Origin of the sequence: Enterobacter sp. BNK-18 (assembly GCF_047456135.1) — a bacterium.
Taxonomy (GTDB): domain Bacteria; phylum Pseudomonadota; class Gammaproteobacteria; order Enterobacterales; family Enterobacteriaceae; genus Enterobacter; species Enterobacter ludwigii.
Genome location: NZ_CP179899.1, coordinates 1887884 through 1905627, shown reverse-complemented (window position 1 = coordinate 1905627; position 17744 = coordinate 1887884). Strand labels below are relative to the sequence as shown.

General features: G+C 55.1%; 19 protein-coding genes. 10 read left to right on the top strand and 9 right to left on the bottom strand.

Features of this window, described 5'->3' with window-relative positions; genetic code table 11:
• Window positions 1–163: 163 nt before the first annotated feature.
• Together ACMGG3_RS09115 and pabB are read right to left on the bottom strand one after the other, a co-directional pair.
• Window positions 164–742: a CoA pyrophosphatase gene (locus ACMGG3_RS09115; protein ID WP_014170594.1), complete on the bottom strand. Its 579-nt coding sequence runs from the start codon at window positions 740–742 to the stop codon at window positions 164–166.
• A 6-nt stretch (window positions 743–748) separates the two neighbouring features.
• Window positions 749–2095 carry an aminodeoxychorismate synthase component 1 gene (gene pabB / locus ACMGG3_RS09110; protein ID WP_262104573.1) on the bottom strand — a complete coding sequence of 449 codons (1347 nt, stop codon included), beginning with the start codon at window positions 2093–2095 and terminating at the stop codon, window positions 749–751.
• Between the two features lie 61 nt (window positions 2096–2156).
• Here pabB and ACMGG3_RS09105 point away from each other — a divergent pair, with 61 nt between their 5' ends.
• Window positions 2157–2339, top strand: coding sequence for a YoaH family protein (locus ACMGG3_RS09105; RefSeq protein ID WP_020883426.1), 183 nt, complete (start codon window positions 2157–2159; stop codon window positions 2337–2339).
• Between the two features lie 6 nt (window positions 2340–2345).
• Here the strand turns inward: ACMGG3_RS09105 and ACMGG3_RS09100 are convergent, their stop codons facing one another.
• Window positions 2346–2690 carry a RidA family protein gene (locus tag ACMGG3_RS09100; protein WP_014170591.1) on the bottom strand — a complete coding sequence of 115 codons (345 nt, stop codon included), beginning with the start codon at window positions 2688–2690 and terminating at the stop codon, window positions 2346–2348.
• Window positions 2691–2821: 131 nt separating this feature from the next.
• On the opposite strand from ACMGG3_RS09100, the gene ACMGG3_RS09095 reads away from it, so the two are divergent.
• From ACMGG3_RS09095 to rnd, 5 genes are all read left to right on the top strand, one after another.
• The gene (locus ACMGG3_RS09095; RefSeq protein ID WP_020883428.1) at window positions 2822–4732 is read left to right on the top strand and encodes an ATP-dependent DNA helicase; all 1911 of its coding nucleotides are present in this window, start codon (window positions 2822–2824) and stop codon (window positions 4730–4732) included.
• Window positions 4733–4798: 66 nt separating this feature from the next.
• On the top strand, window positions 4799–5494 hold the full coding sequence (gene tsaB / locus ACMGG3_RS09090; protein ID WP_032678416.1) for a tRNA (adenosine(37)-N6)-threonylcarbamoyltransferase complex dimerization subunit type 1 TsaB: 696 nt from the start codon (window positions 4799–4801) through the stop codon (window positions 5492–5494).
• Window positions 5495–5531: 37 nt separating this feature from the next.
• The gene (locus tag ACMGG3_RS09085) at window positions 5532–6113 is read left to right on the top strand and encodes a Slp family lipoprotein (protein ID WP_014170588.1); all 582 of its coding nucleotides are present in this window, start codon (window positions 5532–5534) and stop codon (window positions 6111–6113) included.
• 202 nt (window positions 6114–6315) lie between these two features.
• Complete coding sequence (gene fadD, locus ACMGG3_RS09080; protein ID WP_032669980.1) at window positions 6316–8001, top strand: long-chain-fatty-acid--CoA ligase FadD; 1686 nt, start codon at window positions 6316–6318, stop codon at window positions 7999–8001.
• A gap of 83 nt (window positions 8002–8084) precedes the next feature.
• Window positions 8085–9200 carry a ribonuclease D gene (gene rnd, locus ACMGG3_RS09075; protein WP_123266851.1) on the top strand — a complete coding sequence of 372 codons (1116 nt, stop codon included), beginning with the start codon at window positions 8085–8087 and terminating at the stop codon, window positions 9198–9200.
• A gap of 78 nt (window positions 9201–9278) precedes the next feature.
• Here rnd and minE read toward each other — a convergent pair whose 3' ends face one another.
• From minE to minC, 3 genes are read right to left on the bottom strand one after another with little or no spacing between them, the layout of a single operon-like run.
• Window positions 9279–9548 (bottom strand): cell division topological specificity factor MinE, encoded by a 270-nt coding sequence (gene minE, locus ACMGG3_RS09070; protein ID WP_008500504.1) that lies wholly within the window; start codon window positions 9546–9548, stop codon window positions 9279–9281.
• Between the two features lie 3 nt (window positions 9549–9551).
• Complete coding sequence (gene minD / locus ACMGG3_RS09065) at window positions 9552–10364, bottom strand: septum site-determining protein MinD (RefSeq protein ID WP_014170584.1); 813 nt, start codon at window positions 10362–10364, stop codon at window positions 9552–9554.
• A gap of 23 nt (window positions 10365–10387) precedes the next feature.
• Entirely contained in the window at window positions 10388–11095 is a 708-nt protein-coding gene (gene minC, locus ACMGG3_RS09060; protein ID WP_193162334.1) for a septum site-determining protein MinC, read from the bottom strand.
• A gap of 124 nt (window positions 11096–11219) precedes the next feature.
• On the opposite strand from minC, the gene ACMGG3_RS09055 reads away from it, so the two are divergent.
• The 3 genes from ACMGG3_RS09055 to ACMGG3_RS09045 all read left to right on the top strand — a co-directional run bounded on the left by ACMGG3_RS09055 (window position 11220) and on the right by ACMGG3_RS09045 (window position 12739).
• Complete coding sequence (locus ACMGG3_RS09055) at window positions 11220–11495, top strand: YcgL domain-containing protein (protein ID WP_020883434.1); 276 nt, start codon at window positions 11220–11222, stop codon at window positions 11493–11495.
• A gap of 47 nt (window positions 11496–11542) precedes the next feature.
• Entirely contained in the window at window positions 11543–12202 is a 660-nt protein-coding gene (locus ACMGG3_RS09050; protein ID WP_277492030.1) for a fumarylacetoacetate hydrolase family protein, read from the top strand.
• 93 nt (window positions 12203–12295) lie between these two features.
• Complete coding sequence (locus ACMGG3_RS09045; protein ID WP_020883436.1) at window positions 12296–12739, top strand: YcgN family cysteine cluster protein; 444 nt, start codon at window positions 12296–12298, stop codon at window positions 12737–12739.
• A 27-nt stretch (window positions 12740–12766) separates the two neighbouring features.
• On the opposite strand, the gene dsbB is transcribed toward ACMGG3_RS09045, so the two are convergent.
• Window positions 12767–13297 carry a disulfide bond formation protein DsbB gene (gene dsbB, locus ACMGG3_RS09040; RefSeq protein ID WP_020883437.1) on the bottom strand — a complete coding sequence of 177 codons (531 nt, stop codon included), beginning with the start codon at window positions 13295–13297 and terminating at the stop codon, window positions 12767–12769.
• Between the two features lie 143 nt (window positions 13298–13440).
• Complete coding sequence (nhaB, locus tag ACMGG3_RS09035; protein ID WP_020883438.1) at window positions 13441–14979, bottom strand: Na(+)/H(+) antiporter NhaB; 1539 nt, start codon at window positions 14977–14979, stop codon at window positions 13441–13443.
• A gap of 201 nt (window positions 14980–15180) precedes the next feature.
• Here nhaB and fadR point away from each other — a divergent pair, with 201 nt between their 5' ends.
• A complete protein-coding gene (fadR, locus tag ACMGG3_RS09030; RefSeq protein ID WP_025203875.1) occupies window positions 15181–15900 on the top strand; it encodes a fatty acid metabolism transcriptional regulator FadR in 720 nt (239 codons plus the stop codon).
• Between the two features lie 67 nt (window positions 15901–15967).
• On the opposite strand, the gene ACMGG3_RS09025 is transcribed toward fadR, so the two are convergent.
• Window positions 15968–17500 carry a SpoVR family protein gene (locus ACMGG3_RS09025; protein WP_020883440.1) on the bottom strand — a complete coding sequence of 511 codons (1533 nt, stop codon included), beginning with the start codon at window positions 17498–17500 and terminating at the stop codon, window positions 15968–15970.
• Window positions 17501–17744: the final 244 nt, after the last annotated feature.

Here is a 17744-nt window from a genome sequence, read left to right as displayed (position 1 = left end):
ACCGGGGTTCCAGTAACGATGTTATAACTGCGCATAGTGTAAGAGGGAAGACCGACCTCGGCTTAACTATTCACATGAATTAAACTAATGGTTAACGATGGTTTTGCTAATAGCGCGACGCCGATCGCAAACCTGGCAGAAGAGGGTGGAATGTAAAGTATAGTCAAGGCTTCAGGCCGATTTGCAGCGCCAGTTCACGAATGATGCCCGCCGTCATGCCCCAGACAAAATAATGCTGATACCAGGACAACCACACCCGGTGCGCATGACCCCGACGCTGGATATCCAGCGGATGATAACGCCCGAGCCGAAGAGCCTCTTCCAGCGGCATCTCAAACACCGCAGACACTTCATCGACGCTGGCGTGATATTGCAGATCCGGTGGGATAATGCCGACCACCGGTGTGACCTGAAAACCGGTCACGCTGTCGACCGGCGGCAGCACGCCAATGATCTCAACCGCTTCAGGCGGAATGGCGACCTCTTCCTGGGCTTCACGCAGCGCGGCGGCAATCAGCGAGGCGTCAGAACTGTCCACGGCACCGCCCGGAAAGGCGACCTGACCGGCGTGCTTACGTAAATGTGGCGAACGCTGGGTGAGCAGCAGACCCGGCTGCTCACGACGGACCACCGGGATCAACACCGCTGCCTGACGTTGATTCAGGGCTTCGCGGCTCACGTTGGGCCGTAAAAGTTGAAAGCGCGACAGAAAATCATCCAGCGTCAGGTTCTCTTTTTCCACCCGTCATTACTCCAGTTGTTTCAGGATACGGTTAACTTTATCAAAGGTTTCCTGATATTCCGCATCGACCTGGCTATCAGCCACAATTCCGCCCCCTGCGGAACAGTACAGATTCCCGTTACAGGCGGTCAGCGTTCGAATGGTGATGCTGGTATCCAGCGTACCGCAGAGACTGATATAGCCAATGCTGCCGCACCAGGCGTTTCGACGATGCGGTTCCAGCTCATCGATTATTTCCATTGCCCGCACTTTAGGCGCGCCGGTTATCGAGCCCCCCGGGAACGCGGCGCGAAGCAAATCGCAGGCCGTGCGCGAGGCGGGCAGTTGCGCGGTAACGGTGCTGACCAGGTGATGCACCGCGGGGAACGGCTCGACGACAAACAGTTCAGGGACACGCACGCTTCCCGGCACGGCGACCCGGCCAATGTCGTTACGCATGAGGTCGACAATCATCAGGTTTTCAGCGCGATCTTTTAACGAGGCCGCCAGTTTTTCCGCCTGCTGGCGGTCGGCAACAGGATCGGCCAGTCGGGGAAGCGTGCCTTTAATCGGTCGTGTCTGAATAGTGCCATCGGCAAGATGAATAAAACGCTCGGGCGAGAGGCTCAGGATAGCGCCCTGTTCCAGGCGCAGAAATGCACTGAAGGGTGCCCGGTTACTGGCGTTGAGGCGGGTAAATGCCTGCCACTCATCGCCTTCACAGGTTGCCTGAAAACGCTGGGCAAGGTTGACCTGATAGCAATCACCGCTCTGCAGATAGCCCTGAACCCGCTCAAACTTCGCGGCGTACTCCTGCGCGGTCATGTTGGCGCGCCACGCAGAGGTCAGGTGGAAATCCGCTGTCGCGACGGGGACCTGTGCCTCAAGCCAGGCAAGCCGGGCGGACACATCCTGATGGCTGAGCAGAGAGACCGCCTGTTTGTGGTGATCGACGATTATTGCCCAGTCGTAAAGCCCCACCGCCATATCCGGCAGCGGAATGTCGTCCTGTGCAGTCTCCGGCAAGGTTTCGAAGCGGCGACCTAAATCATAGCCGAACAAGCCCAGCGCACCTCCCTGGAAGGGAAGGTCGGGATTTTGCGGAACGGTTAAGCCCAGCGCGTCCAGCGCCTGCTGAAGTAATGACAGCGGATCGTCCGTTGACTGCGTTTCGCCCGTCGTAGTCACATTCCCTTGTGTTATCAGGGTCTGCAGAGGGTCGGCGACCAGAATATCAAAGCGGCTATAGGGATGATCCGCATAACCGGAGTGCAGCAACATCGCAAAAGGAAGATGGCTGAGACGGGCAAACCAGAATTCCGCGGCGTCTGAACGCCAGGGTAATGAAATGACTGTAGGGGGTAACGGGTTCATGTGTGGCATACTACCGGGCAGCGTGAAATAATTAGCGCGGATAATTTAGCAGGAGTTGACAATGTTTGCAGGTTTACCTTCTCTGAGCCATGACCAGCAGCAGAAAGCGGTTGAGCGTATTCAGGAACTGATGTCCCAGGGGATGAGCAGCGGACAGGCGATCACGCAAGTTGCTAATGAACTTCGCGCCACCCACACCGGCGAGCGGATCGTGGCGCGTTTTGAGGATGATGAAGAGGAGTAATCCGGCTTAAACCGCCGCGATAATCTTAATTTCGACTTTGTATTCCGGCTTCATCAGCGTCGCCTGTACGGTACACCGTACGGGCGCATGTCCCGCCACAACCCAGGCATCCCAGGCTTTATTCATCGCCGCAAAATCGTCTTTACTGGCAAGAAAAATGGTCGCATCCAGAATGCGTGATTTGTCGCTGCCTTGCTTTTCCAGCACGGCGTCAATCTGCGCCAGCGTATTCGCCGTCTGTTCGAAGGCATCTGCGTCGAGATTTTCCGGTACACCGGTGTAGTAGAGCGTCTGGTTATGGATGACCACATCAGACCAGCGTGCTTCGGCATCAATGCGCACAATTGTCATAAACGTTTCCTCGTTATTTTCATGTCAGTCGGCAAGACTGCCATATTGTGTTCCCCTCGTCACTATTTGGGGTGGCACTGGAGAGGATGGGCTGACATAATCCCTGTGCAAAAATACAGTGAGAGAGCAACGTGGCAGACGATTTTTCCCCAGAAGGTCAGTTAGCACAGGCGATTCCCGGTTTTAAACCGCGTGAACCCCAGCGGCAGATGGCGCATGCCGTGGCCCGCGCAATCGACACCGCGCAGCCGCTGGTGGTGGAAGCCGGTACCGGCACGGGCAAAACCTATGCCTACCTGGCGCCAGCGCTGCGGGCTAAAAAGAAAGTGATCATCTCCACCGGGTCTAAAGCGCTGCAGGACCAGCTTTACAGCCGCGATCTGCCCACGGTCGCCAACGCCCTGAAGTATAAAGGTCGCCTGGCGTTGTTGAAAGGCCGCTCCAACTACCTCTGCCTTGAACGGCTTGAGCAGCAGGCGCTGGCGGGAGGTGATCTGCCGGTGCAGACGCTCAGCGATGTCATTATTCTTCGCGCCTGGGCCAATCAGACAGAGGAGGGGGATATCAGCACCTGCGCGAGCGTGCCGGAAGACTCTCCCGCCTGGCCGCTGGTCACCAGTACCAACGACAACTGCCTGGGGAGCGACTGCCCGCTGTATAAAGATTGTTTTGTGGTGAAAGCGCGTAAAACCGCCATGGATGCGGATGTCGTGGTGGTCAACCACCATCTCTTCCTTGCCGATATGGTGGTTAAAGATAGCGGCTTTGGCGAACTGATCCCGGAAGCGGACGTGATGATCTTCGATGAAGCTCACCAGCTTCCTGACATCGCCAGCCAGTATTTTGGCCAGTCGCTCTCCAGCCGCCAGCTGCAGGACTTAGCGAAAGATTTCACCATTGCCTACCGCACCGAGTTAAAAGATACCCAACAGCTGCAGAAGTGTGCTGACCGCCTGGCGCAAAGTGCGCAGGATTTTCGCCTGCAACTGGGTGAGCCGGGCTATCGCGGTAATCTGCGTGAGCTGCTGGCAGACAAAAATATCCAGCGCGCGCTGTTGCTGCTCGATGATGCCCTTGAGCTTTGTTACGACGTGGCGAAACTATCGCTCGGCCGTTCCGCACTGCTGGATGCCGCCTTCGAGCGCGCCACGCTCTATCGGGCACGCCTCAAACGGCTGAAAGAGATAAACCAGCCGGGGTTCAGCTACTGGTATGAATGCACCTCCCGCCATTTCACGCTGGCCCTGACGCCGCTGACGGTAGCGGATAAATTCAAAGAGGTGATGGCGCAAAAACCGGGAAGCTGGATCTTCACGTCGGCAACCCTTTCGGTGAATGACGATCTACACCACTTTACCGGGCGTCTGGGGATTGAGCAGGCGGAGTCGCTGCTGCTGCCCAGCCCGTTTGATTATGAAACACAGGCGTTGCTCTGCGTTCCGCGTAATCTGCCTCTGCCTAACCAGCCCGGCGCGGCGCGCCTGCTGGCGGCAATGCTCAGGCCGATGATCGAGGCCAACAACGGCCGCTGTTTTATGCTCTGCACCTCCCACGCGATGATGCGCGATCTGGCGGAGCAGTTCCGCGCCACCATGACTTTGCCGGTTCTGCTTCAGGGCGAGACCAGCAAAGGGCAACTGTTACAGCAGTTTGTCAGTGCCGGTAACGCCCTGCTGGTAGCCACCAGCAGCTTCTGGGAAGGGGTGGACGTGCGGGGAGATACCCTGTCGCTGGTGATCATCGATAAACTGCCGTTTACCTCACCGGACGATCCGCTGCTGAAGGCACGTATGGAAGACTGCCGTTTGCGCGGCGGCGATCCTTTTGATGAGGTCCAGCTACCGGACGCGGTGATCACCCTTAAACAAGGGGTAGGGCGCCTGATTCGCGACACAGACGACCGCGGCGTGCTGGTCATATGCGATAACCGGCTGGTGATGCGCCCTTACGGTGCGACCTTCCTTGCCAGCTTGCCGCCCGCGCCGCGCACGCGGGACATTAAACGCGCGGTTCGCTTCCTTGCAAACCCAACGGCGGAGTAATTTGCCCGTGAGTATGCTAAGATGCGCGCCATTTTGTGACTGACCATTGCGAGAGCGCGACGACTGATGCGAATTCTGGCTATTGATACCGCGACAGAGGCCTGTTCTGTGGCTCTGTTGAACGACGGTGCTATCTCTGCTCATTTCGAAGAGTGCCCACGAGAACACACCCAACGCATTCTGCCTCTGGTTAAAGAGATTTTAACCCGGGGCAACACCACCTTAACCAACCTCGACGCACTGGCCTTTGGCCGTGGCCCCGGCAGCTTTACGGGCGTACGCATTGGAATTGGCATTGCGCAGGGGCTGGCGCTGGGCGCAGAACTGCCGATGATCGGTGTTTCCACGCTGGCAACCATGGCGCAGGGCGCATGGCGCATGACCGGGGCAACGCGCGTTCTGGCGGCCATTGACGCCCGAATGGGTGAAGTTTACTGGGCAGAATACACCCGCGATGAAAACGGCATCTGGCACGGTGAAGAGACCGAGGCTGTCCTCAAGCCGGAAGCGGTGACCGAGCGGCTGAAACAGCTATCCGGTGAGTGGGCGACAGTAGGCACCGGCTGGCCGGCATGGCCAGAGATGGCTAACGGCACCGGGATCACGCTGACAGACGGCAACATGCTTCTGCCCGCCGCAGAGGATATGCTTCCCATCGCCTGCCAACTGCTTGAGGCGGGCAAAACCGTGGCCGTTGAGCATGCGGAGCCGGTTTATTTGCGAAACACCGTCGCGTGGAAGAAACTTCCAGGCCGGGAATGAATCTCAGTAACAGGAACTGAGAAAAAGGAGTCGCATCATGGCGGTTCAGACTAACGTTGTACGCCTTTTTATGGCAGGCGCAGTGGCCATAGCACTGAGCGGATGCGTTTCCGTTCCTGATGCGATTAAGGGCAGCAGCCCCACGCCACAGCAGGATCTGGTTCGCGTGATGAATGCGCCTGAGCTTTACGTCGGTCAGGAAGCGCGCTTTGGCGGCAAGGTTATCGAGGTGCAAAACCAGCAGGGGAAAACCCGTCTGGAGATTGCCACCGTTCCGCTGGATAGCGGTGCGCGGCCGATCCTTGGCGAACCTTCCCGCGGGCGTATTTATGCCGACGTTGGCGGTTTTCTCGACCCGGTCGATTTTCGCGGACAGCTGGTCACCGTCGTCGGCCCGATTACCGGTTCGGTAGAGGGCAAAGTCGGCAACACGCCGTATAAATTTATGACCATGCAGGTCAACGGGTATAAGCGCTGGCGGCTGACACAGCAGGTCATCATGCCACCTCAGCCGATGGATCCGTGGATGTGGGGTCCACATCCTTATCGGTATGGCTACCCGGGCTGGGGCTGGTATAACCCGGGGCCTGCACAGGTTCAGACAATCGTTACTGAGTAACTCCCTGTAATTGTTAGAAAAGAGACAGCGGCTCAGCCGCTGTCTCTGTTTTTTACGAATAAAACGAAAAAAAAGAGTGACGCGCTTCGCAACCTTAAATCTGAACAATTAATAAACTGGTACGCTGAGTTAATATAATGTTAACAAACTGTTTATTATCGGGGTTGTGATGACGACGAACACTCATTTCAGAGGTGATGCATTGAAGAAGGTTTGGCTTAACCGTTATCCCGCAGATGTTCCTGCCGAGATCAATCCTGACCGTTATCAATCCCTGGTTGAATTGTTTGAACACTCGGTGAGGCGTTACGCAGACCAGCCTGCTTTTGTGAATATGGGCGAGGTCATGACGTTCCGTAAACTTGAGGAGCGTAGTCGGGCGTTCGCCGCCTATCTGCAGGAAGGGCTGGGGCTGCAAAAAGGGGACCGCGTCGCGCTGATGATGCCGAACCTGCTGCAATACCCGGTGGCGCTGTTCGGTGTCCTGCGTGCCGGGATGATTGTTGTCAACGTTAACCCGCTGTATACGCCGCGGGAGCTGGAGCATCAGCTAAACGACAGCGGTGCCGCCGCCATTGTGATTGTCTCTAACTTTGCCCACACGCTGGAAAAAGTGGTCGACAAAACCCAGGTCAAACACGTTATCCTGACGCGTATGGGGGATCAACTCTCTACCGCCAAAGGGACACTGGTTAACTTTGTCGTCAAATACATCAAACGTCTGGTGCCGAAATACCACCTGCCGGACGCGATCTCCTTCCGCAGTGCGCTGCAGGCGGGCTACCGTATGCAATACGTTAAACCGGAAGTGGTATCAGAAGACCTCGCGTTTCTGCAGTACACCGGCGGCACAACGGGTGTGGCTAAAGGCGCCATGCTGACCCACCGTAACATGCTGGCAAACCTTGAGCAGGTGAATGCCACCTACGGACCGTTGCTGCACCACGGAAAAGAGCTGGTGATCACCGCGCTTCCGCTTTATCACATCTTCGCGCTGACCATGAACTGTCTGCTGTTTATTGAGCTGGGCGGTCAAAACGTATTGATCACAAACCCGCGCGATATTCCGGGGCTGGTGAAAGAGCTGGCGAAATATCCGTTCACCGCCATGACCGGGGTGAATACGCTGTTTAACGCGCTGCTCAACAACAAAGAGTTCCAGAAGCTCGATTTCTCCACGCTGCACCTCTCTGCGGGTGGCGGTATGCCGGTTCAACAGGCCGTTGCCGAACGCTGGATGAAACTGACGGGTCAGTATTTACTGGAAGGCTATGGCCTGACGGAGTGCGCCCCGCTGGTCAGTGTGAACCCGCACGATATCGACTATCACAGCGGAAGCATTGGCCTGCCGGTTCCGTCGACCGAAGCCAAACTGGTTGATGATGACGATAACGAAGTGGCGCCAGGTGAACCGGGCGAACTCTGTGTCAAAGGGCCGCAGGTGATGCTGGGCTACTGGCAACGTCCCGATGCGACCGATGAAATTATCAAAGACGGCTGGCTGCACACCGGTGATATCGCCGTGATGGATGAAGAGGGCTTCCTGCGTATCGTCGATCGTAAGAAAGACATGATCCTGGTTTCCGGTTTCAACGTCTACCCGAATGAAATCGAAGATGTGGTGATGCAGCACAGCGGCGTGCTCGAAGTGGCTGCCGTAGGCGTCCCTTCCGGGAGCAGCGGCGAGGCGGTGAAGATTTTTGTGGTCAAAAAAGATCCTTCTCTTACGGAGGAGGCGCTGATCACCTTCTGTCGTCGTCAGCTGACCGGCTACAAGGTGCCGAAGCTGGTTGAGTTTCGCGAGGAACTGCCGAAATCGAATGTCGGAAAGATATTACGACGAGAATTACGTGACGAAGCCCGTGGCAAAGTAGACAATAAGGCCTGAGCTTCACGCTAATCGCCCAGACGCCGGTTAAGCCGGCGTTTTTTATGGGCGCAAACAAAAGAGAATCCGTTTTGAATTACCAGATGATCACGACCAACGACGAGCTGGCTTCGCTGTGCGAAGTGACGCGCGACTTTCCTGCCATTGCCCTGGATACCGAGTTTGTCCGCACCCGGACCTACTATCCGCAGCTGGGGTTGATTCAGATGTACGACGGTAAACACGTGTCGCTGATCGACCCGCTCGGCATTACCGACTGGACGCCGATGCGTGACCTGCTGCTCGATACTGCGGTAACGAAATACCTGCACGCAGGCAGTGAAGATCTGGAAGTCTTTCTGAATACTTTTGGCGTCATGCCACAACCGTTGATTGATACGCAGATCCTCGCGGCCTTCAGTAATCGACCGCTCTCATGGGGCTTTGCCGCCATGGTTGAGGAGTATACGGGCCTGACGTTGGATAAAAGCGAATCCCGCACCGACTGGCTGGCACGCCCATTAACCGAGCGTCAACTGGAATACGCGGCGGCAGACGTGTTTTACCTCCTGCCGATTGCCGGCCAACTGATGAAAGAGGCGGAAGCGTCAGGCTGGTTGCCCGCCGCGCTGGATGAGTGCCGAATGACGCAGCAGCGTCGTCAGGAAGTGGTTGATCCGAAAGAGGCCTGGCGCGATATCAGTAACGCCTGGCAGCTGCGTACGCGTCAGCTGGCGTGTCTGCAGCTGTTAGCGGACTGGCGTTTGCGTAAAGCACGCGAGCGCGATCTGGCCGTTAACTTTGTGGTACGCGAAGAACACCTCTGGGCGGTCGCGCGGTATATGCCGGGCAGCATGGGCGAACTGGACAGCATCGGGCTTTCCGGCAGCGAGATCCGTTTCCACGGTAAAACCCTGCTTGCGCTGGTGGCAAAAGCGCAGGAAATGCCGGACGAAGCACTGCCGGAGCCACTGCTGAATCTGATGGATATGCCGGGCTATCGCAAGGCGTTCAAGGATATCAAAGCGCTGGTGCAGGACGTCGCGACGCAAAGCAAACTGGGCGCGGAACTGCTGGCGTCACGCCGTCAGATTAACCAGCTGCTGAACTGGCACTGGAAGCTGAAACCTCAGAATGGTTTGCCGGAAATGATGGCGGGCTGGCGCGGGGAATTGATGGCCGATCGCCTGAATACGGTGCTGGAAGGTTATCCGCGATAATGAAAATGCCGGGTCATGCTGACATGCCCGGCACATTTCCCCGGCGGCATACGCTTACCGGGGATACACAATCCCGAACTACGGACGTGACTCTTCGGCTTCCGGGAGCGTAACGTTCAGCTCCAGAATCGAGATATCCCCGTCTTTTTGCTCCAGCTGCACCGTGACCATCTCCGGGTCAATCTGCACATACTTACAGATCACTTCCAGGATGTCCTTACGCAGCTGCGGCAGGTAGTGTGGCTCGGCGTCACTACGACGACGCTCCGCAACGATGATTTGCAGTCGTTCTTTTGCGATGTTGGCGGTGTTCTTTTTCCGCGAGAGAAAAAAGTCCAGTAATGCCATAACTTATCCTCCGAACAGGCGTTTGAGGAAACCTTTCTTCTCTTCTTCAATGAAGCGGAAAGGACGTTCTTCTCCCAGCAGACGGTCAACGGTATCCGCGTACGCTTTACCTGCATCTGCCATTGTATCCAGGATCACTGGCTCGCCCTGGTTAGAGGCGCGCAATACGGATTGATCTTCCGGGATCACGCCGACCAGTTTGATGCGCAGGATCTCCAGCACGTCTTCCATGCTAAGCATGTCACCTTTGTTCACGCGACCCGGGTTATAGCGGGTCAGCAGCAGGTGCTCTTTAATGGGTTCTTCGCCATTTTCCGCACGACGCGATTTGGAGGCGAGGATTCCCAGAATACGGTCCGAGTCACGCACGGATGAGACTTCAGGGTTGGTGGTGATGATGGCTTCATCAGCGAAGTAGAGTGCCATCAGGGCGCCCGTTTCGATGCCGGCAGGGGAGTCACAGACAACGAAGTCAAACTCCATTTTTTTCAGCTCGTCGAGCACCTTTTCCACGCCTTCGCGGGTCAGGGCGTCTTTATCACGCGTCTGAGAAGCCGGAAGGATGTAGAGGTTTTCGGTGCGCTTGTCTTTAATCAGCGCCTGGTTCAGTGTGGCGTCGCCCTGAATGACGTTCACGAAGTCATAGACCACGCGACGCTCACATCCCATGATCAGGTCGAGGTTACGCAGACCGATATCGAAATCGATAACGACGGTTTTCTTTCCCTTCTGGGCCAAACCAGTAGCGATGGCCGCGCTGGAGGTGGTCTTGCCAACGCCTCCTTTACCCGAAGTAACAACAATAATGCGTGCCATAGAAATTCCTTGTTAAAAAGGGATCAATTCAACGGTTGAACGGTCAACGCGTCGTCTGCCAGTCGCAGACGAGCCGCTTTGCCATAAAATTCGGCTGGGATCTTGTCACTCAGCCAATATTCACCTGCGATGGACACCAGTTCCGCCGTCAGATGAGTACAAAATATTTGCGCATCCCTGTCACCACTTGCACCCGCGAGCGCACGCCCACGCATCATACCGTATACGTGAATATTGCCATCTGCAATCAGCTCTGCGCCAGCGCTGACGTGGCTTGTAACAATCAGATCACAGTTTGGTGCATAAATGCGCTGACCGGAACGAACCGGCACATCAATCAATCGCGTTTTTGTGACAGGTGTAACGTTTTGCACCGGAGGAGGGGGCGTTTGGACTGCCGCAGGGGCAGGACGCGCGGCTTTTTCTTTGCCTTCGGTCAGAATGGGCAGACCTGCCCGGTCAATTTCTGCTTTCAGCTCAGCATCTTTGCAGCCGCTGATACCGACGATACGCAGCCCGGTCGCGGCCACGGCTTGCTGGAGAAGTTTCCAGTTAACCGGTGTATCCAGACCACTGACATTCACGACGACGGGGGCATGTTTCAGAAAAGCGGGAGCCTGCGCAATTTTGTCTTCTAACGCCTGACGAATAACCTCGGGTTTTGCATCATGCAAATGTACCACTGATAAGGTGAAGCTACTGCCTTTAAGCTCGATTGGCGTGTTTGACATCCTGGCCTTACTCAATTTGCTATTAACCGCAACACCGCCGTTGCGATATTCCGAAGAGTATCAGGCATGTTATAGTCAGGAGTATATTGAGGCAAGCAACCACCCATTAATTCAGAGTAAAAACATGTTTTGTGTGATCTACAGAAGTACAAGTCGTGACCAGACCTATCTTTATGTCGAAAAGAAAGACGATTTTTCGCGCGTACCTGAAGAATTAATGAAGAACTTTGGCCGACCTCAGCTGGCGATGCTGCTGCCGCTGGATGGCCGTAAGAAACTGGTCAACGCCGATCTGGAAAAAGTGAAAACCGCATTAGCGGAGCAAGGCTATTATTTACAACTCCCGCCACCACCCGAGAATTTATTAAAACAGCATCTTGAGGTGAACGGGAAAAAATAGTCCCGGCTGTTTTCGGGGTTAACACATCAACCGTTTAGGGGTCGTACATGTATCAACATCATAACTGGCAAGGTGCATTACTGGATTATCCCGTCAGCAAAGTGGTCTGCGTAGGCAGTAACTATGCCAAACATATTCAGGAGATGGGCAGCGCGACGCCAGACGAGCCGGTTCTGTTCATCAAACCAGAAACCGCGCTGTGCGACATTCGCCAGCCGCTGGCGCTGCCGCAGGGGTTGGGGTCGGTGCATCATGAAGTGGAGCTGGCCGTGCTGATTGGCGCGACGCTGCGTCAGGCCTCCGAAGAGCATGTGCAAAAGGCGATTGTCGGATACGGTGTCGCGCTCGACCTGACCCTGCGTGATGTTCAGGGCAAAATGAAGAAAGCGGGGCAGCCGTGGGAAAAGGCCAAAGGGTTTGATAACGCTTGCCCGATCTCCGGTTTTATTCCGGTAAGTGAATTTACCGACGATCCGCAGAACACCCCGCTCAGCCTGAAGGTTAACGGCGAGATCCGCCAGCAGGGCACCACGGCAGATATGATCCATAAAATTGTGCCGCTGATTGCCTACATGAGCCGCTTCTTTACCCTGAAACCGGGCGATGTGATCCTCACCGGTACGCCAGAAGGTGTCGGCCCGCTGCAGGCCGGTGACGAACTGGACGTCAGTTTTAACGGCCTGTCACTGAAAACTCGCGTGCTGTAAAAGCATCTTGCCGCCTGAAGAGGGCGGCAAAACTTGCAACAACGTGCCAGACTCGTTATAAGGTGCGCTCTCTTTTGACGTGTGGACATCCTGATGAACAACATTCCTTTCTGGCAAAGCAAAACTCTCGACCAAATGACAGACGTGGAGTGGGAATCGTTGTGTGACGGTTGCGGGCAGTGCTGCCTGCATAAACTGATGGATGAAGATTCGGACGAAATCTATTTCACCAACGTTGCCTGCAAGCAGCTGAACATCAAAACCTGCCAGTGTCGCAACTATGAGCGTCGCTTCGAGTACGAGCCGGATTGCATCAAGCTAACCCGTGAGAACCTGCCCACCTTCGAATGGCTGCCGCATACCTGCGCCTATCGTCTGCTGGCGGAAGGCAAAGACCTGCCAAAATGGCACCCGCTGCTGACGGGCTCCAAAGCGGCGATGCACGGTGAACGAATCTCTGTGCGTCATATTGCGGTGAAAGAGTCAGAGGTGCAGGACTGGGAAGATCACATCATGAATCATCCCAACCGTGGATAAGAAAAAACCCGCCGAGGCGGGTTTTTTTTACCTGCCAAACAGGTCGCGTTTCTTGGGTTTGAACGGTTGTGCGATGAGCACCAGCAGCGCCACAATGAAGTAGGCCACAAAAATCCCCACCAGCCACTGCGGCATCTCAAGGCTCAGGAATTCCCACTGGCGCACAGAGCAGTCACCGGAAGCAACAAACACCTGCGGCAGCCATTTATCAAGCGGCAGCCAGCTCGGGAAGCGGGCGGCGAAATCACAGGTCATAAAAGGTGACGGATGCAGTTGCATCATGGTGTGCTGCCAGGAGAGCTCAATACCTTTCCAGGCGCTGTACAGCCAGATGGCAATTGCGGCATAGCGTAACGGCGATTTAGGGGCAATCGCACCCACCAGACCCGCACCCATAATGCCGAACAATGCACAGCGTTCGTAAATACAGAGTACGCAAGGCTGAAGTCCCATCACATGCTGGAACCACAGCGCGACCATTTCCAGCGCAAAGGCGGTCAGGGCCATTAACAACCACGCTCCGCGACCGCGAGAGCACTGGTTTAAAAATCTCAACATAATCATTTCCCTGGAACATGCTTAGAAAGCGCAGTGTAAACGAATTCGTTTTTCGCGCCACCTGTACCTGACGAAATAAAACGTAATTGGATGTTTATCGTGCGAAAAGGTAAACGGGCAGCAAGCTGCCCGATATATCAGGTTTACTGCGCGGCAAGTATACCCGCTTGTATCAACCATTGCGTACAGGGAATAAGGGTAATTTTGACGCAAAGCAATCCTACAAGCGTGAGCACCAGCGTATAGGGAAGCGCCATCCAGACCATTCGCCCATAAGAAAGACGTATGAGTGGAGCCAGCGCAGAGGTCAGCAGGAACAGGAACGCCGCCTGACCGTTGGGCGTCGCCACCGACGGCAGGTTGGTCCCGGTGTTAATTGCCACCGCCAGCAGTTCGAACTGTCCGGCGCTGATGACGCCTTGCTCCATGGCCGTTTTGGCCTCGTTGATATAGACCGTGCCAACAAACACGTTATCCGAGATAGACGACAGCAGCCCGTTAAACAGATAAAACAGCGAAAGCTGAGCATCCGGTGCCGCCTGCAAGACAAAGGTAATGATCGGCGCGAAAAGTTTCTGGTCGATGATCACCGCGACGACCGCAAAAAAGACGGCCAGCAGGGCGGTAAAGGGCAGGGCTTCCGTAAACGCTTTGCCAATCGCATGCTCATCCGTCACGCCGGTAAAACTGGTGGCGAGAATAATCACCGACAGGCCAATTAAACCGACTTCGGCAAGATGAAACGCCAGCGCGGCGATAAGCCAGACGCCAATGACGCCCTGTGCAATAAGACGTAGCGTCTCCTGACGCGTCCGCTGGCTACGGCTTTGCTGGTCGAATTTCTGCAGCTCCTGACGCACGGGCGCCGGAATATGCGCACCATAGCCAAAGAGGCTGAATTTCTCCACGACTACACAGGTCGCCAGACCGCACACCAGAACCGGTATGCTCACCGGTGCCATTCGCAGGAAGAAATCACCGAAATGCCAGCCCGCAGCTTTAGCAATAATCAGGTTTTGCGGTTCACCCACCATCGTCATCACGCCGCCCAGGGCGGTCCCGACGCCGGCATGCATCATCAGGCTGCGCAGGAAGGCGCGGAACTGTTCCAGCACCTCGCGGTGGTCATTATCGACCTGGCTGTCATCAAGCAGGTCATCGCCGGGACGTGAAGAGGCCACCCGGTGATAAATACCATAAAACCCGACCGCGACGCTTATCACCACGGCGACCACCGTCAGCGCATCCAGGAAGGCTGAAAGAAATGCTGCAGCCACGCAGAAAGCCAGCGACAAAAGCGTTTTTGAAGGAATGCTCAGCAGCAGGCGGGTAAAAATAAACAGCAGCAGCTGTTTCATAAAGTAGATGCCGGCCACCATAAACATCAGCAGCAGAAGCACTTCAAGGTTTGAGGCCAGTTCTGCTTTTACATGCTCGGCGCTGGTCATGCCAATGACAACCGCTTCAATGGCCAGCAAACCGCCAGGCAGCAGGGGATAGCACTTCAGCGCCATGGCCAGGGTGAAGATAAACTCCGCGACCAGCAGCCACCCGGCAATAAACGGGTGCACAATAAAGATGAGAGGATTAACAACCAGGAACACCAGAAGTATCAGCTTGTACCAGTCGGGAGACTGGCCTAAAAAATTGCGCCACAACGCGCGCCCAAAAGAAATTTCCACGACAGACGTTCTTCCCCGTGAAGTAAAACAAAACATCAGTATACGCAAAAATCACGGCCTGGAGGGGGATTCGGCTGCAATGTAAATTTCATAAAAATGAAACGGCGATCCCTCTTTTCTCTCACTGCTGCGCTATCTGCCTCTGCGAGCCTCTGGTATGATGAGTGCAATTTGCTAAAGCTGTGTAATGGAAATCTCACTATGGTCATTAAGGCGCAGAGCCCGGCGGGTTTCGCGGAAGAGTACATCATTGAAAGCATCTGGAATAATCGTTTCCCTGCAGGGTCCATTCTTCCGGCTGAACGCGAACTCTCTGAACTGATTGGCGTCACTCGCACCACGCTTCGGGAAGTGCTCCAGCGACTGGCGCGTGATGGGTGGTTGACGATTCAGCATGGCAAGCCAACAAAAGTAAACAATTTCTGGGAAACCTCCGGGCTGAATATTCTTGAAACGCTGGCGCGCCTCGATCATGAAAGCGTGCCGCAGCTGATTGATAATCTGCTCTCCGTGCGTACCAATATCGCGACCATCTTTATTCGTACGGCTTTCCGTCAGCACCCGGAAGATGCGCTCCAGGTTCTGGCCAGTGCCAACCAGGTGGAAGATCATGCGGATGCGTTTGCCACCCTTGATTACAACATCTTCCGCGGCCTGGCGTTTGCCTCCGGTAACCCGATTTACGGCCTCATCCTTAACGGCATGAAAGGGCTCTATACCCGTATCGGTCGTCACTACTTTGCCAATCCGGAAGCCCGCAGTCTGGCGCTTGGCTTTTACCACAAGTTGAGCGAGCTCTGTTCCACCGGTCAGCACGATCAGGTGTATGAAACCGTGCGCCGCTACGGCCGCGACTCCGGTGAAATCTGGCACCGGATGCAAAAAACGCTGCCGGGTGATCTGGCCATCCAGACCCGCTAAAAGAAAAAACCTCTCAGCTGAGAGGTTTTTTTTCGCCCTGACGCGGGCGTTTCGGTTCAGGCCGGCACTACAGCGTATTCATCCGCGTCGGGCAGCGCTCCAGCAGCTCCACGCTACCGTCTTCATTCTGCTGCTCCAGCAGCACGTCAAAGCCCCACAGGCGATGCACATGCTTCAGCACCTCTTTACGCCCTTTATCCAGCGGGGCACGGTTGTGCGGGATGTAGCGCAGCGTCAGAGAGCGGTCACCGCGGAGATCCACGTTCCATACCTGAATATTGGGTTCAAGATTGCTCAGGTTGTACTGGGAAGAGAGGCGAGAGCGAATCTCCCGGTATCCCTCTTCGTTATGAATCGCTGAAATTTCCAGGAAGTTGTTACGGTCATCATCCAGCACGGTGAAGAAGCGGAAATCGCGCATGATCTTCGGCGACATAAACTGGCTAATAAAGCTCTCATCCTTGAAATCGCGCATCGCAAAATGCAGCGTTTCCAGCCAGTCCGAACCGGCAATATCCGGGAACCAGTATTTGTCCTCTTCCGTTGGCGACTGGCAGATACGCTTGATGTCCTGGAACATCGCAAAGCCGAGGGCATACGGGTTGATGCCGCTGTACCACGGGCTGTTGTAAGGCGGCTGGAACACCACGTTGGTATGGCTGTGGAGGAATTCCATCATAAACCGCTCGGTGACTTTCCCCTCGTCATACAGATGGTTGAGGATGGTGTAATGCCAGAATGTCGCCCAGCCTTCGTTCATCACCTGCGTCTGTTTTTGCGGATAGAAGTACTGGCTGACCTTACGCACAATGCGCAAGATCTCACGCTGCCATGACTCCAGCAGCGGCGCGTTCTTCTCCATAAAGTAGAGCAGGTTTTCCTGTGGCTCAGACGGGTAGCGGCGCGCCTCAGCGACAGCTTTCTCTTCTTCGCGCTTAGGCAGGGTGCGCCACAGCATATTCACCTGGCTTTGCAGATACTCCTCGCGGCTTTTCTGCCGGGCTTTCTCCTCCTGCAGGGAAATTTTCTGCGGCCGTTTGTAGCGGTCTACGCCGTAGTTCATCAGCGCATGGCAGGAGTCGAGCAGTTTCTCCACTTCATCGACGCCGTAGCGCTCTTCGCAGTCGGTAATGTATTTACGGGCGAAGATCAGGTAATCGACGATCGAACTGGCGTCCGTCCAGCTGCGGAAAAGATAGTTATTCTTGAAGAAAGAGTTGTGCCCGTAGCAGGCATGCGCCATCACCAGCGCCTGCATGGTAATGGTGTTCTCTTCCATCAGGTAAGCGATACACGGGTTGGAGTTGATGACGATTTCATACGCCAGCCCCTGCTGGCCGTGTTTATACAGCCGTTCCGTTTCAATAAATTTCTTACCAAACGACCAGTGCGGATAATTGATCGGCATCCCGACGCTGGAATAGGCATCCATCATCTGTTCGGAGGTTATGACTTCAATCTGGTGAGGATAGGTATCCAGGCGATAGAGTTTTGCTACCCGGTCGATTTCAGCGAGGTAGACATCCAGCAACTCAAAGGTCCAGTCGGGTCCATCGCTGAGACGTGTGTTGTCCTTGTTCAGGGAATCAATAGTAGCCATTAGCGCGCCCTCGTTGTGGGTGCTCTCTCTGTCTGGAGAGCCTCCTTTCAAGCATAGATCAACGTGTTAAAAAGCGTGCTGGAGCAGAAATTTTTTCTTTACGATTTCCCGTTTTCAATACGGTAAAAAAAGCGGTTCACGCAGAGTTTTATGCTGGTTAAAAATAACGCGCAGCAGGAGATCCCAAATAAGTCCTTTCCCCGCCAGTAGGGGAAGATGTGAGATAAGTCACCATAAAAAAGTC